Source organism: Pseudarthrobacter sp. NBSH8 (genome assembly GCF_014217545.1).
In the GTDB taxonomy this organism is placed as follows: Bacteria; Actinomycetota; Actinomycetes; order Actinomycetales; family Micrococcaceae; genus Arthrobacter.
On the sequence record NZ_CP043178.1, the window covers coordinates 1957986 to 1972695 of the forward strand.

Sequence of the window (14710 nt, forward strand, 5' to 3'; positions counted from 1 at the left end):
CTATGAACGCGGATGTAAGTGCGGCAGGATGTTGACTGTTTCCGAATCCGTTTCACGTCCGCACCACAAGGAGAATCGGCCATGCCAATGACGCTCAACCCCTACCTTGGCTTCCGCGAGAACGCCCGGGAGGCGATGACCTTCTATCAGTCCGTGTTCGGCGGCGACCTGGCCCTCAGCACTTTCGGGGAGTTCCACGCCAGCGAAGATCCGGCGGAAGCCGACAAGATCATGCACGGCATGCTGACGGCCAGCAACGGCCTGGTTCTAATGGGGGCTGACACGCCCAATGGCATGGACCTCCCGACCGGCAGCTCCATTTCGGTTTCCCTCAGCGGCGACGACGAAGCTGAACTGCGCGGCTACTGGGACAAGCTGTCCGCCGACGGCGGCACTGTCACCGTTCCGCTCGAACCGGCGCCCTGGGGTGACATCTTCGGCATGTGCACCGACCGGTTCGGAACTGCCTGGTTGGTCAATGTCAACAACCCGCAGGCGGCTCCCGCGTCATAGGTGCTGCTGCCAGCCAAACCTACAAGAACGGAACAGCGGCGGGTTAGCCCGCCGCTGTTCCGTTTTCCTGACTGTTGGTGCTGCTTCTGCTACACGAAGGTCAGGTTCAGATCCACTGGGGGGCCGCTGGCACGTTTTCCAGCGGGACGCCATTCTGGGTGGCGGTGACGGCGTGGGTGCCGCGTCCGGTGGCCCATCCGACGACGGCGGGCAGGGTTCCGGTGATTACTGTCGGGTTCTCCGCGGCGGTGTCACCGTAGGTGAGGTCCGTGCCGGTGACGGTGATGAGCAGGCCGGTGTCGGTGCCGCGGGTTTTCCAGGCGCTGGTGATATCTTGCAGGAGTCGTTCGAGGACTGGGGCCGGTATGTCACTAAAGGTGGCGCCGTTGTTCAGGTCCACGGCGTGGGTCCAGACTTCGCGGGTCCGCATCCACACGGTTTCACTGGCGGGGACGGTCCGTCCTTGGGCGGTTTTCACCCGCTCGTGCCAGGCCTGTTCGGGGAGGTCGCGCCATTCGACGTTCAGGTGAACTGCGGAGTGGTCAAAGAGGTTCCGCAGCGCGATGGGGGACAGGGTAGCGCCGAAGTTGATTTCGTGGTCCCGGGCCTCGGGGGAGGCGTACATGGGTGTTTCGATCCCTGTTGCGGCCCATTCGATGAGTCGGGCGATGGCGCGGGCGTTGTAACCGATGTGTGCCACCAGGTGTCGGCGGGTCCAGCCGTGAAGGAGGGTGGCGCCGTCGAGTTCGGTATCGGTGAGCTCGTTGAGTTTGCGGGCGAAGAACGCGGTGCCCCGGCGCGCCTGCAGCAAGGACTGCAGGAGCGCCGGGTCGGTGGTTTGGTCGGTGCGGGCACCCATCAGGCTTCCTTGATGACGCGGTTCTTCAGCTGGCCCAGGCCTTCGATGGTGGTGACCAGGAGCTGGCCTTCCTGCAGGTAGCATTTGGGGTCCTGGGCGTGGCCCACACCTCCCGGGGTGCCGGTGGCGATCACGTCGCCCGGGTTCAGCGTGATGATGGTGGAGATGTAGGAGACCAGGAATTCGGGGGTGAACACCACGTCGCCGGTGGGGGTGCTCTGCTGGATCTCGCCGTCCACGGCGCTGGTCATGAGCGGTCCGGCGCTGAACTCGTCCGTGGTGACCAGGGCGGGGCCGAACGGGGTGGATTTTTCCCAGGTTTTGCCTTGGAGCCACTGGATGGTGCGGAACTGGTAGTCGCGCATGGACACGTCGTTCAGGACGGCGTAGCCGGCGATGTGGTCCTTGGCGTCGGCTTCGCTGATGCGGCGGCCGGTCTTGCCGATGATCACGGCGAGTTCGGCTTCCCAGTCCACGGTGTCGGATTCCTGCGGTAACGCGAGGTCGTCGTTGGGTCCGATGAGGGATTCGGCGTACTTGGCGAACAGGGTGGGGTACTCCGGGACGTCCCTCCCCATTTCCTTGATGTGGTTGCGGTAGTTATGGCCCACGCAGATGATCTTGCCCGGGACGGGAACGACCGGGGCGAGGTCGGCGCCCTCCAGCGGGTGGGTTGCGCCGTTGGCTGCCTTGGCGATCGTCTCCCAGGCGGGGTCCTTCAGGAGGGCCCCGACGTCAGCGAACCCGGGAATCTCGGTGAGGGTGTCGCCGTCCTGGCGGACCGCCGTCGTGCCTTCAGAAGTGCGGAGGGTGAGGAGTCTCATGCGTTCTTGCGTCCTTCGGTGTAGGTGCGGGTAAAGTTCAGGCGCTCAAAAATGGGGGCGTCGCTGAAGCGGAACAGATCAAACCCGGCGTCGTCGGCCTGCAGGGACCATTCCTGCCAGGAGGGGACCACGAACAGGTCGCCCTTGGCCAGGGGCCTGGTTTCGCCTTTCAGGGTCACGGTCCCGGAGCCTTCGAAGACCTGCCAGACACTGGAGCCGACTTCACGCAAGGGCTCCGTGGTGGCGCCGGGGCGGAGGCGGTGGAATTCGGCGCGGATGGTGGGCATGACGTCCCCGCCGGTGGTCGGGTTCGTATACCGGACCGCGGCGTGGCCCTGGGAGACAGTGGCGGGGTGGCCTTCGTCCTCCAGGAGCAGCTGCTCGGTCAGGGCGGCGTCGGTGTGTTCCCACCGGTACGCCGCGATGGGGGAATTGACCGTGTCCTGGAGCCCGGAGAGGGGGCGAAGGCCCGGGTGGGCCCAGAGCCGCTCGGACCGGGAAATATCCGGGGTCGCTTCGTCGGTGACGCGTTCGGTGCCGAACTCGAAGAACCCGGCGTCGGCGTAGTGCACAAACGGGATGTCAAGCCCGTCGATCCAGGCCATCGGCTGATCGGTGTCGTTGTGGTGGCCGTGGAAGTTCCAGCCCGGGGTCAGCAGGAAATCCCCGCGGCGCATCGCCACCGGATCCCCGTTCACCACGGTCCAGACGCCTTCGCCCTCGACAACGAACCGGAACGCGTTCTGGGAGTGCCGGTGTTCGGGGGCCGTCTCGTGCGCGCCCAGGTACTGGATCGCGGCCCACAGCGTCGGGGTGGCGTACGGGGTGCCGGCCAGGCCAGGGTTCGCCAACGCGATCGCACGGCGTTCCCCACCACGGCCCACAGGGACCAGCTCCCCGGCACGCGCAGCCAGCGGATACAAATCATCCCATCGCCACACATGCGGCACCGCCTTAGGAGAAGGAACCATCGGCATCAGGTCACCGATCTCCGTCCACAACGGAACCAGGTTCTCCGTCTCGAAGTCCGCATACAGCTGCTCCAACTGCGCCGCCTCTTCAGGTGTCGGCTCCGGCAACGCATGGCTGGCTGCAACAGACTCATGGGTGATGTTCTCTGCGCTGACGGACACGATGGGCTCCTCGATGAGTAACGGATAAGGCTTGGGCGTGGTTCAACACTAGGGAGGGCGCCCTGTGACGCCCAGCATATTCTGACAGGCAGAATTATCATGGCGGGCGGTGTCAGCTCGACGGACCCGACTCGGCTGGATTGGCCGCAATATCGATTTCCAGCTGGCGGCGCGTTTCCATCATTACCTGGACCAGTCCGGCGTCGAAGAGTTTCCGGAACCTTCCCACCGGGGTGGCAACGCTGAGCGCCCCCACCACCGCGCCCCGCCCATTGTGGATGGCCATCCCGAAGGCGCTGATTCCTTCTTCGGTGCCCTCGAAATTTGCCGCAAAGCCGTTGCTGCGGACTGCTTCCAGCTCGCGGAGGAACCCCGGATACTCGACGTCCGGGATGCTGTCTCCGCCGATCTCGGCATTGGGGCTCCGGAACAGCTGCTCGATCATGGCGGATTCCAGCTCGGCCAACATCGCCTTGCCGCCCGAAGCCTTGTTAGCGGGCATGACCGTACCTTGGCGGTCTCCTACCCGCAGGGCGTTGGTCCCTTCCACAGTGTCCAGGAAACGGACCTTTGTGCCCACGCGAATCATCAGATTTACCGTCTCGCTGGTGCGGAAGCACAGCAGTTCCATATGCGGCCTCGAAATTTCCCGCAGCTGCCGCGTCCAGCTCACGCCGGCCGGACCTTCCCCCATGGCCGGTCCCGGAACATAGCGGCGCGTCTCATCCTGGACCGCAAAACCGCGGTAAACCAGCATCGCAAGCAGTCGGTGCGCGGTGGAGGGGGCCACTTCAAGTTCCTGCGCCGCATCCTTGAGCCGCAGGCTTCCGACATCCCGCAACAGCTGAAGAAGCTGTAGCGCGTTGTCCACGGCTTCGATGGGATAGGTGGGCACCCGGCGGACGGGAAGATTCTGCATAACAGAATTCTATTGGTGTTCATTCGGGGTGACCAGCACAGTAGTGGCATGAATCACACACTTTCCCCTGCAGCGCAGCCGGGCCCCGCCGCCGGACCGGAGCGGTCAGGACTCTCCGGATTTCCCAGGCGTTCGGTCCTTGCCGTCCTGGTCTGCTGGCTGTTGGTCGTCTTTGACGGCTATGACCTGATTGTCTACGGTACTGTCCAGGCATCCCTGATCAACGACACGGGCTGGGGCCTGACCAAGGCCACGGCGGGCACCGTCGGCTCCATGGCCTTCATCGGCATGATGATCGGCGCGATTTTCGCCGGCCGCATGTCCGATGCGTGGGGCCGCCGCCGAACCATCATTGGCTGCGCGGTCGTCTTTTCGGTGTTCACCATCCTGTGCGCCTTCGCCCCGAACGCCCCGGTGTTCGGGGGATTGAGGCTGCTTGCCGGCATTGGACTGGGCGGCCTGGTGCCTTCCGCGAATGCCTTGGTAGCTGAGCTGGTGCCTACCAAGTGGCGGTCAACCATTGCCACCCTGATGATGTCCGGGGTGCCGATCGGTGGCTCCATTGCGGCGCTGGTCGGCATCCCGCTCATTCCGGCCTTCGGCTGGCCCATGATGTTCCTGATAGCCGTGCTGGCGTTGGTGGTGGTGATTCCGCTGGGTATCCGCTACCTGCCGGAGACGCTGCCCTCTGGTGCGGCCGGGACGGCGGAGAAGGAACCGGGCGGCTTCGGCTCCCTGCTCCGGGCACCGTTCTTCGGTATGAGCGTGCTGTACGCCATCGCCACCCTCGTGACCCTCTTCGCTTGGTATGGCTTGGGTACCTGGCTGCCCAACCTGATGCAGCTGGCTGGCTACAACCTCGGCTCTGCACTCACGTTTGCCCTCGCCCTGAACATGGGAGCCGTAGCGGGGTCGGTCATCACCGCGTGGGCGGGAACCCGGTTCGGCCCGATCCCCACGGCGATCGCCGCTGCGGCTGTGGCTGCCGCAGCACTGCTGGTGCTGGTGACCGGCCCAGCGGTCACCGTCGTTTACATCATGTTGGTCCTGGCCGGTGTGGGGACCCACGGCACCCAGTGCCTCATCATTGCCGCCGTCGCCAGCCACTATCCGGCGCATCTGCGCGGGACGGCATTGGGCTGGGTCCTCGGCGTTGGCCGGATCGGTGCCGTAGCGGCCCCGCAGGTCGGCGGGCTGCTGCTGGCCGCCGGACTCGGCGTCAACTCCAACTTCCTGGCCTTCGCCGGCGCCGCCGCGGTCGCTGCCGTGCTCCTCGGAGCCATCGCCGTCAAGATCAAATCTTCTACCTCTACCCCCATCCCAGAAGGAGCCAGCAATGTCTGACCTGAAAACGTCCACTGAAGTCCTCGTTATTGGTGGCGGAATGGCAGGCCTCGCCGGCGCCCTGGCGCTGCGTGAGAACGGCGCGGACGTCACCCTGGTGGAACGGGCTCCGGAATTCGGCGAAGTGGGCGCAGGCCTGCAGATGGCCCCAAACGCTTCCCGCGTCCTCCAGCGCTGGGGCCTCCTGGAAAAGGCCCTGGAAATCGGTGTCCAACCCAAGCACCTGGTCTTCCGCGACGCCATCACCGGCGAGGAACTCACGCGCCAGACGCTCGGCGGGGAATTCGCGGAGCGCTACGGCGCACCGTACGTCGTCATCCACCGCAGCGACCTGCACCGCGTTCTGCTCGAGGGCTGTGAGGCCGCTGGCGTCAAGCTCGTCAACGATGTCATGGTTGAAAGCGTTGAAACCGTCAACGGCCGGGGCGTGGCCCACACTGCCACGGGCGTCGAGTATCATGCCGATGTCATCATCGGTGCCGACGGACTGAAGTCCAATCTCCGTCCGCTCGTGGCCAACGACGAGCCGGTTTCCTCAGCCTATGTCGCGTACCGGGGCACCGTGCCGATTACCGAAAGCACGCCCAAGGCCGACCTTGAAGACGTCATTGTGTACCTCGGACCGGACTGCCACCTTGTGCAGTACCCACTGCGCAAGGGTGAGCTGTTGAACACCGTAGCCGTCTTCAAATCGCCCTCCTTCGAACGCGGCGAAGAACAGTACGGCGGCGTCGATGAGCTCGAGGACGCCTACAGGAACTGCGTCCCGGCCGTTCAGGAAGCGCTGAAGAACCTGGCAACGGGAATCCGCTGGCCCATGTATGACCGCGACCCTGTCGAGAACTGGGTTGCCGGTCGTATGGTGCTGATGGGCGACGCCGCACACCCCATGCTTCAGTACCTGGCCCAGGGCGCCTGCCAGGCCCTTGAAGATGCGGCCGTGCTGCAGGACGTCAGCAACGGCACCGTCTTCACGGCAGAAGGCATCAACCCCGAAGCCTGGGACGATGCGATCAAGGAATTCACCAGCGTCCGCGCAGGCCGTACCGCCCGCGTCCAGCGCACCGCCCGCGTCTGGGGTGAATCCTGGCACGTCTCAGGACTGGCGCGCACGCTCCGGAACCTTTTGTTCAAAAGCCGAAAGGACGGGGACTTCCAGTACAACGACTGGCTTTACGGCCAGGATCAGCCCGGAACTCCGGAACTCCGGGCAGCAGCCCAGCCGGAAGCGCTCTCTGTCTGAGTCCCTGACTGGCTGAGCCGGCTACACGGTCAGAAGGCCTTGAGAAGGGGCTGCACGCAATGCAACCATTGATGCGTGCAGCCCTTCATTTGCATACCGACCAGTCCCGGTCTGCCGACGTAACGGAGAGCGCTATGCGGAACGTCACCCTGTATCTGGACGTCGACGGCGTGGTGTGCCCGTTCGGAGCAACGGGTCGGACGCCGTGGGGTTCCGGCTGGCGCCTCGCGAACGCCGCGGTGCTCGAAGTGGCTTATGCTGGCCAGCTCGTTGACGGGCTGAACCAACTTTCCCGTGCGCCGGGAGTCCGCTTTGTGTGGCTCACCAGCTGGGAGGACATGGCCGCGGAGTACCTGTGCCCGGCTATCGGCCTGGCCGGCGGCCGCTGGCCCTGCCTGACGGCGGAGGGCGGCGGAACGGGGGAGGGCTGGTGGAAGCTCGCCGCACTCCAGGAGGACCTGGCGGCCAACACCCCTGACGGCGTCGTGTGGATTGACGACCAGCTCCGGTATGAACAGGAAGCACTTGCCTGGGCCGGGTTCCTGGGCGAGCGCATCCTCACGGTGTCGCCCGATCCCCGGCGGGGAATTTCTCCCGCCGAACTGGCCGCCGTCAGGGCGTTTGCCACCAGGCAGCTGTTTTGACCTGATGCCATGGACGCGTACGATCGATAAGGTTTCAAGCCGGTTCTGTTAACACCGCAGGTCATTCCACGTGAACTGCAGGTGAATTATGCTGCAGGGCAGGCGGGGGTAAAGGAACTGCTGAACGTCGTCTCTGCAGATTGGGCAACAGGTGGACATCACCTTTATGGTGGCGCTGGTCATCGGACTGGCACTATTTTTCGACTTCACTAACGGCTTCCATGACACCGCAAATGCGATGGCTACACCCATCGCCACCGGTGCCATCAAACCAAAGACCGCTGTGACGCTCGCCGCAATCCTGAACCTGGTCGGTGCCTTCCTCTCAACGGAAGTGGCCAAAACAGTCTCCGGCGGCATCATCCGGGAAGGCTCCGATGGTGTCCAGATCACTCCGGACATCATCTTCGCCGGGCTGATGGGCGCCATCCTCTGGAACATGATCACCTGGCTCAAAGGGCTGCCGTCCAGTTCATCCCATGCCCTCTTCGGCGGGCTGATCGGCGCAGCAATCGCCGGCATCGGTTTCAATTCCGTGAACCTGGAAACCCTGCTCCAGAAGGTCATCCTGCCCGCCATCTTCGCCCCGCTTATTGCCGGCCTTGTGGCGTACCTCTGCACCCGGCTCGCCTATGCGCTGACATCCCGGCACGATCCTGACACAGGCAGCAAGCTGACGCAGAAACGCGGCGGGTTCCGCACCGGCCAGATTTTCACATCCAGCCTTGTGGCACTGGCGCACGGAACGAACGACGCCCAGAAGACCATGGGCATCATCACCCTGGTGCTGATTTCCGCCGGCACCCAGGCCCCGGGCTCGGGCCCGCAATTCTGGGTCATCACGGCGTGCGCGGTGGCCATCGCCGTCGGTACATACGCCGGTGGCTGGCGCATCATCCGGACCATGGGCTCCGGGCTCACCGAGGTCAAGCCCGCCCAGGGCTTCGCGGCCGAGACCAGCACCGCCTCGGCCATCCTTGCGTCCTCCCACCTGGGTTTCGCCCTCTCCACGACGCAGGTGGCGTCCGGCTCGGTGATCGGGTCCGGCATGGGCCGTAAGGGCACCACTGTGCGCTGGAACATGGTGGGCAAGATCGCACTGGGCTGGCTGTTCACGCTTCCCGCGGCCGGCATTGTGGGCGCGTTGACCGCGCTGCTCGTGAAGACGGGTGTGGTGGGTGTGGTGATTGCCGCCGTGGCCGGCACCGCCGCGGTGCTGCTTATGTTCTTCTATTCCCGCAAGTCGTCGGTGGGCCACCACAATGCCGTTGAAGTCGAAGAAGCGGGCCAGACCGTCCGCTTCACCAAGAAGAAAGCCCTCGCCCGGGCCCGCGCCGAGGCGAACCAGCAGAAGGATGCCGCCAAGGCGGACCAGCAGAAGGACGCTCAGCTATGAAGTGGTTGGAACTCTTGACTGTGGCCGGCACCACCCTGGTGTCCGCGGTAACGGTGGTGGTCCTGTATTCGCTGGGCGTGCGGCTGACGGCCATCGCCGGCGACGCCGAGCAGGCCTCACCCCGCGCCAAACGCTACTTCGCCTACACCTGCTTTGGCCTCTGCGGCATAGCCGTGCTGTTCGGGCTGTACCTGATCATTCCCTACTTCAGCAAGTAGCCCTTCAGCCCGTCAACACCGCAGCGCTACTCTGGTTCCATGTCCAGGATCCAGTATTTTGTCGCGGCCTCCATCGACGGCTTCATTGCCACCACCAAGGATGACCTCGCCTGGCTCCTTGAGTTCGACGGCTTCGAAGGCGGCCAGGAAAGCTACGAAACCTTCATGGCCGGCGTCGGCTGCATCGTGATGGGCGGCGAGACGTACGCCTGGCTGATGGAGCACGAACCCGGCAACTGGCCGTACCCTTCCACACCCTGTTACGTGTTTACCCGGCACGAGCACGTTGCCCCGGCCGGCACAGACATCACCTTCGTCCGCGGACCCGTCGAGGAGTTCATCCAGGACTTCAAGTACCACGCCGGCGGCATGAACGTCTGGGTGGTCGGCGGCGGCAACCTTGCTGCACAATTCGCCGACGCCGGCCAGCTGGACGAACTCATCCTGTCGGTCATCCCCGTGGTGCTGGGCGAGGGCAAGCGGCTGCTCCCGCTGGCAGGCCCGACGACGCCACTTGAGCTAACGGCGTCCCGCACCTTGGGCCGGGGGATCGTGGAGTTACGCTACACCCTCACGGCCCCGGAACCGGCCCGTTAGCCAACTCCGCCTGAGGCTGTCAGGCCTCCCCCTGGTCGTTGTCCCGCAGCATGTTGGTGATGCGGGCGGTGGAGAGGCGGCGGCCTTTTTCGTCGGTCATGACGATTTCGTGCGTTGTCAGGGTCCGGCCCAGGTGGATCGCGGTGCAGGTCCCTGTCACGGTGCCCGCGGCGATCGCACGGTGGTGCGTGGCGCTCACTTCGATGCCCAGGGCGTGGCGGCCGGCGCCGGCGTGCATCCCGGCAGCGAAGGACCCCAGGGTCTCGGCCAGCACCACATGGGCGCCGCCGTGCAGGATGCCCGCCACCTGGGTGTTTCCTTCCACCGGCATGCTGGCCACCGTCCGTTCCGGGCTCATCTCCAGGAAGTGGATCCCCATCTTCACGACGAGGGCACCGATGCCCATGTGGCCGAGCCAGTCGTGGAGGTGCGCCGGTATGCCTGCTGTGACCAATTCCTCAGTGAAGGGCCCGGGCGTGAAATTGTCCATCATGGGAACTAGGCTGGCACCTGTGAGTGAAACTACCAAACCGGCCCCCTTCCCGACCGAAACTACTGCGCTTGACGCTGCTGATGCCGTACAGGACATCAGCGTCCTGCCGGTCGGAGGCCAGGTTTCCGCTACGGAGGCACCCGTGGTTCCCGTCACCGGCCAGCCGCGGCTTCTGGTGCTGGACGGCCACTCGATGGCGTTCCGCGCCTTCTTCGCCCTGCCGGCGGACAAATTCTCCACCGCCAACGGACAGCACACCAACGCCATCCACGGCTTCACCTCCATGCTCATCAACCTGATCAAGGAACAGAAGCCCACGCACATTTGCGTCGCCTTCGACGTCTCGGATGACACCACGCACCGCAAGGCGGAGTACAGCGAGTACAAGGGTGGCCGCAACGAAACGCCCCGTGAGATGAGCGGCCAGATCGACCTTATCGACAAGGTTATGGAAGCCTGGGGCATCAAGACCATCAAACTGCCCGGCTATGAGGCGGATGACATCCTGGCCACCCTCGCGGCCATGGGGGAAAAGGCAGGCTTTGAAGTCCTGCTCGTCTCGGGCGACCGCGACGCCTTCCAGCTGATCACGGACAACGTTTTTGTGCTCTACCCGAGGAAGGGCGTCAGCGACATCCCCCGGATGGACGCGGCCGCCATCCAGGAGAAGTATTTTGTGACGCCCGCCCAGTATTCGGACCTTGCCGCGTTGGTGGGGGAGACCGCGGACAACCTCCCGGGTGTTCCGGGCGTCGGCCCCAAGACTGCGGCAAAGTGGATCAACCTTTACGGCGGTCTCGAGGGCGTCCTCGAGCACCTGGACGCCATCGGTGGAAAAGTAGGGGACTCCCTGCGCGCCAACGTCGAGGACGTCAGGCGTAACCGGCGGTTGAACAGGCTCCACACCGACCTCGATCTCCCGCTCACGCTGGACGACCTCGCCGAACCGCGCCCGGACGAGGCCGCCCTGGAGACGCTGTTCGACGAGCTCGAATTCAAGACCATCCGTACCCGCCTCTTTGCCCTGTACGGCAGCGAGCAAGTGGAATCCGCGGAGCGCGAAAGCATCGCCACTCCGGACTTCGTGACTCCGGCCGGGGCAGCCGAGCTGGGCGCTTTCCTGGCGGCTGGCGCTGGCAAGTCATCGGCAGTCGCCGTCGACCTGGTGCCAGGGAGAATCGGTGAGGACGCCTCCGCACTGGCCATCGTCCGTGACGACGCCGCCGTCTACATCGACCTCGCCAGCCAGGACGCCGCCGCCGAAAATGTCCTCGCGGACTGGCTGCGCGATGAAAACTCCCCGAAGGTCATGCACGGCTACAAGGCCGCGCTGAAGGCCCTGTCCACCCGTGGCCTGGGCCTGGAGGGAGTGGTGGATGACACCTCAATCTCCGGCTACCTCATCCAGCCGGACCGCCGCACCTATGAACTCGCGGAGCTGGCCCAGCACCACCTCAACGTCAGTGTGCCGTCGGAGACCTCAAAGGCGGGCCAGCTGGAGCTGGCGTTCGACGGCGACGACGCCGCCGCTGCCGGTGCCCTGGTCCAGGTGGCGGCCGTGGTCCAGGCCCTGAGCCGACACTTCGAATCAGAACTCACCGAACGCAAGGCCGGGGACCTGCTGACCACCCTCGAGCTGCCCGTCAGCCGCGTGCTGGCCGACATGGAAACCGCAGGCATCGCCATCGACCTGCCGCGCATGGACGAGCAGATCGCCGATCTGGCCAAGGTGATCGACAACGCGCAGGAACTTGCCTTCGCCGCGATCGGCCACGAGGTTAATCTCGGATCGCCGAAGCAGCTGCAGACCGTACTCTTTGATGAACTCGAGCTGCCGAAAACCAAGAAGATCAAGTCCGGCTACACCACCGATGCCGCGTCGTTGAAGAACCTCCTTGAAAAGACCGGGCATGAATTCCTGGTCCAGCTGATGGCGCACCGGGAGTCCTCGAAGCTGCGCCAGATGCTGGAGTCACTCAAGAAGTCCGTGACCGAAGACGGCCGGATCCACACCACCTATGCGCAGAATGTGGCAGCGACGGGCCGCATCTCCTCGAACAACCCGAACCTGCAGAACATCCCCATCCGCAGCGAGGAAGGCCGGCGTGTCCGTGGCATCTTTGTCGTCAGTGACGGCTACGAATGCCTGCTGTCCGCGGACTACTCGCAGATCGAAATGCGGATCATGGCGCACCTTTCGGGAGATGCAGGCCTGATCCAGGCGTACCAGGACGGCGAAGACCTCCACCGGTTTGTGGGCTCGAACATCTTCCACGTGCCGACGGAGGAAGTCACCAGCGCCATGCGTTCCAAGGTCAAGGCCATGTCGTACGGACTCGCCTATGGCCTGACCTCGTTCGGCCTGTCCAAGCAGTTGGAAATTTCCGTGGACGAGGCCCGCACCCTGATGAAGGACTACTTCGACCGGTTCGGCGCCGTCCGCGACTACCTTCGCGGCGTGGTGGACCAGGCCCGGGTGGACGGATACACGGCCACCATCGAGGGTCGTCGCCGTTACCTGCCGGACCTCACCAGCACGGACCGGCAGCTGCGCGAAAACGCGGAGCGCATCGCCCTGAACTCACCCATCCAGGGATCGGCCGCGGACATCATCAAGCGCGCCATGCTGGGCGTGCACGCTGAACTGGCGGCCCAGGGACTGAAGTCGCGCATGCTGCTGCAGGTCCACGACGAACTGGTGCTGGAAGTCGCCGCCGGTGAGCGGGAAGCGGTGGAGAAGCTCGTCACAGAGCAGATGGGCTCTGCCGCGGACCTCACCGTCCCGCTGGATGTCCAGATCGGCGTGGGCCCCAGCTGGTACGACGCCGGCCACTAGGAACGGGCTGCTGGGACGGGACGGCTGGAAACGAACTGGGCGGGGCACGATGGACAAGTACGACGTCAAGAAACAGTTCAAGGATCTGTACGCGCCCCGGGCCCGGGACTTCGAAGTGGTCACCGTCCCGCCAATGAACTACCTGGGGTGGCTTGTGAAAAAGTGAAATATCCGACGCTAAGGTTTTTTCGGGCGGCGTAGTGGCCTGTATTTGCCGGTTTTGATGTGGTTCGCGCGGGGCCAGGTGTAGTCGCCGGTGAGGTTGATGTGTTCCCAGCCCAGGGGTGAGTGGAACCGCAGGAGGTCGGGATCGACGTGGCCGCCGTTGCTGGTCAGGGTGGTGATGGTGCGGTTGAGGTAGACGGTGTTCCAGAGGACGATGGCTGCGGTGAGAAGGTTCAGCCCGCTGGCGCGGTAGCGCTGCTGTTCGAAGGAGCGGTCGCGGATTTCGCCGAGCCGGTTGAAGAACACGGCGCGGGCGAGGGTGTTTCGGGCTTCGCCCTTGTTCAGGCCGGCGGTGACTTTGCGGCGCAGGCCGGGGTCCTGGAGCCAGTCGAGCAGGAAGAGGGTCCGCTCCATTCTGCCAAGTTCCCGTAGTGCGAGGGCGAGCCCGTTTTGGCGGGGGTAGGCGCCGAGTTTGCGCATCATCAGGGACGCGGTCACGGTGCCGGTTTTGATGGACGCCGCGAGGCGGAGGATTTCATCCCAATGCAGAGCAATTGTTCTTGTGTTGATGGTCCCGCCGATCAGCGGCGCCAGGGCCGGGAGTCCTGGATCGTTGGTGGGGGTGTAGAGGCGGGTGTCGCCGATGTTGCGTTGTGTCTGCAGCCCCACCAGCAGGGGCCGGCAAGCGCCAGTCATTCCAGAAGCACCCTGATGGGACCCGGACGGGACGGCGCATCAGACCTGGTCGTCACGGCGTCTGCTGTGCAAGCCCCGCCGGTAGCCTGCTGTTATCAGGAGGATAGTCCACCTGCGGTGACCGCTTTCGGCCGTTCGTTGTCCTCGCCTGAGGCCCTGGCCCTGACCGCTGGCGTGGAGACTTTCTGCGGCGCCGCGGTCCCGCTGCCTGGGGTGCGCTGACAAAGCAATCTTGTATCAGTGGCTGACGATGGTCAGCCACCAATTGTGATGAGGAGAAATTTGATGACCCACCATGTGAAGTCCATGCTCGAGGCCTACCCGAAGGATCTGCCAGGAGTGGACCTGGAGAAGCTTGCCGAGCGCATCGGGGCGTGCTTTGAATGCGCCCAGACCTGTACGGCGTGCGCGGATGCCTGTCTCGGCGAGGACATGGCCGCTGAACTGACCAAGTGCATCCGGACCAACCTGAACTGCGCTGACATTTGCGCCGCGACCGGCAAGATCCTGTCCCGGCGCACCGGGTATGACCCGGACATCACCCGGACTGTCCTGGCAGCCTGCGCGGCCGCGTGCAAGGCCTGCGCCGGCGAATGCGAACAGCACGCCGGCATGCATGAGCATTGCAGGATCTGCGCAGAGGCGTGCCGCTGCTGCTAGGCGGCCTGCACGGAACTCCTGTCAGCGTTGGGCTGATATGTAGGCCCCGTTGTCAAGAGGCAGAGGTGAGCGGCTCCTGGCTTTTTGGTTCCAGGGGCCGCTCATTATGTGCCGGCCGGTTGTGGTTTCGGTGTTGGCGAGTCTTTTTCTCGACTGCAGTGTCAGGCTGA

The 14710-nt window shown here is 64.5% G+C and carries 14 protein-coding genes and 1 pseudogene; 9 read left to right on the forward strand and 6 right to left on the reverse strand.

The window, feature by feature from the left end:
* The first annotated feature begins 81 nt into the window (after positions 1 to 81).
* Complete coding sequence (locus FYJ92_RS08995; RefSeq protein WP_185263523.1) at positions 82 to 513, forward strand: VOC family protein; 432 nt, start codon at positions 82 to 84, stop codon at positions 511 to 513.
* Between the two features lie 106 nt (positions 514 to 619).
* Here the strand turns inward: FYJ92_RS08995 and FYJ92_RS09000 are convergent, their stop codons facing one another.
* From FYJ92_RS09000 to FYJ92_RS09015, 4 genes are all read right to left on the reverse strand, one after another.
* Positions 620 to 1372, reverse strand: coding sequence for a maleylpyruvate isomerase family mycothiol-dependent enzyme (locus FYJ92_RS09000; protein WP_185263524.1), 753 nt, complete (start codon positions 1370 to 1372; stop codon positions 620 to 622).
* Positions 1372 to 2196, reverse strand: a complete 825-nt coding sequence (locus FYJ92_RS09005) for a fumarylacetoacetate hydrolase family protein (RefSeq protein ID WP_185263525.1) — start codon at positions 2194 to 2196, stop codon at positions 1372 to 1374. Before FYJ92_RS09005 ends, FYJ92_RS09000 begins: the two co-directional genes overlap by 1 nt.
* Positions 2193 to 3329, reverse strand: coding sequence for a cupin domain-containing protein (locus FYJ92_RS09010; RefSeq protein ID WP_185263526.1), 1137 nt, complete (start codon positions 3327 to 3329; stop codon positions 2193 to 2195). Before FYJ92_RS09010 ends, FYJ92_RS09005 begins: the two co-directional genes overlap by 4 nt.
* Positions 3330 to 3441: 112 nt before the next feature.
* Positions 3442 to 4248, reverse strand: a complete 807-nt coding sequence (locus FYJ92_RS09015) for an IclR family transcriptional regulator (RefSeq protein ID WP_185263527.1) — start codon at positions 4246 to 4248, stop codon at positions 3442 to 3444.
* Positions 4249 to 4296: 48 nt separating this feature from the next.
* Here FYJ92_RS09015 and FYJ92_RS09020 point away from each other — a divergent pair, with 48 nt between their 5' ends.
* The 6 genes from FYJ92_RS09020 (at position 4297) to FYJ92_RS09045 (ending at position 9690) form a co-directional block, all read left to right on the forward strand.
* Positions 4297 to 5592: an aromatic acid/H+ symport family MFS transporter gene (locus FYJ92_RS09020; RefSeq protein WP_185263528.1), complete on the forward strand. Its 1296-nt coding sequence runs from the start codon at positions 4297 to 4299 to the stop codon at positions 5590 to 5592.
* Entirely contained in the window at positions 5585 to 6835 is a 1251-nt protein-coding gene (locus FYJ92_RS09025; RefSeq protein WP_185263529.1) for an FAD-dependent oxidoreductase, read from the forward strand. Before FYJ92_RS09020 ends, FYJ92_RS09025 begins: the two co-directional genes overlap by 8 nt.
* Before the next feature lie 134 nt (positions 6836 to 6969).
* Positions 6970 to 7479 carry an HAD domain-containing protein gene (locus FYJ92_RS09030; RefSeq protein WP_185263530.1) on the forward strand — a complete coding sequence of 170 codons (510 nt, stop codon included), beginning with the start codon at positions 6970 to 6972 and terminating at the stop codon, positions 7477 to 7479.
* A 151-nt stretch (positions 7480 to 7630) separates the two neighbouring features.
* The gene (locus tag FYJ92_RS09035) at positions 7631 to 8875 is read left to right on the forward strand and encodes an inorganic phosphate transporter (protein WP_185263531.1); all 1245 of its coding nucleotides are present in this window, start codon (positions 7631 to 7633) and stop codon (positions 8873 to 8875) included.
* Entirely contained in the window at positions 8872 to 9093 is a 222-nt protein-coding gene (locus FYJ92_RS09040) for a hypothetical protein (RefSeq protein WP_160670737.1), read from the forward strand. The genes FYJ92_RS09035 and FYJ92_RS09040 overlap by 4 nt, the downstream gene beginning before the upstream one ends.
* A 39-nt stretch (positions 9094 to 9132) precedes the next feature.
* Complete coding sequence (locus tag FYJ92_RS09045; RefSeq protein ID WP_185263532.1) at positions 9133 to 9690, forward strand: dihydrofolate reductase family protein; 558 nt, start codon at positions 9133 to 9135, stop codon at positions 9688 to 9690.
* A 19-nt stretch (positions 9691 to 9709) separates the two neighbouring features.
* Here FYJ92_RS09045 and FYJ92_RS09050 read toward each other — a convergent pair whose 3' ends face one another.
* Positions 9710 to 10183 carry a hotdog fold thioesterase gene (locus tag FYJ92_RS09050; RefSeq protein ID WP_185263533.1) on the reverse strand — a complete coding sequence of 158 codons (474 nt, stop codon included), beginning with the start codon at positions 10181 to 10183 and terminating at the stop codon, positions 9710 to 9712.
* A 193-nt stretch (positions 10184 to 10376) separates the two neighbouring features.
* On the opposite strand from FYJ92_RS09050, the gene polA reads away from it, so the two are divergent.
* The gene (polA, locus tag FYJ92_RS09055) at positions 10377 to 13019 is read left to right on the forward strand and encodes a DNA polymerase I (RefSeq protein ID WP_255482394.1); all 2643 of its coding nucleotides are present in this window, start codon (positions 10377 to 10379) and stop codon (positions 13017 to 13019) included.
* A gap of 177 nt (positions 13020 to 13196) precedes the next feature.
* Here polA and FYJ92_RS09060 read toward each other — a convergent pair.
* A pseudogene (locus FYJ92_RS09060) lies at positions 13197 to 13835 on the reverse strand (Tn3 family transposase); the annotation flags it as partial.
* A 330-nt stretch (positions 13836 to 14165) separates the two neighbouring features.
* Between FYJ92_RS09060 and FYJ92_RS09065 the strand changes: the two are divergent.
* Positions 14166 to 14540: a four-helix bundle copper-binding protein gene (locus FYJ92_RS09065; RefSeq protein ID WP_185263535.1), complete on the forward strand. Its 375-nt coding sequence runs from the start codon at positions 14166 to 14168 to the stop codon at positions 14538 to 14540.
* Positions 14541 to 14710 lie beyond the last annotated feature (170 nt).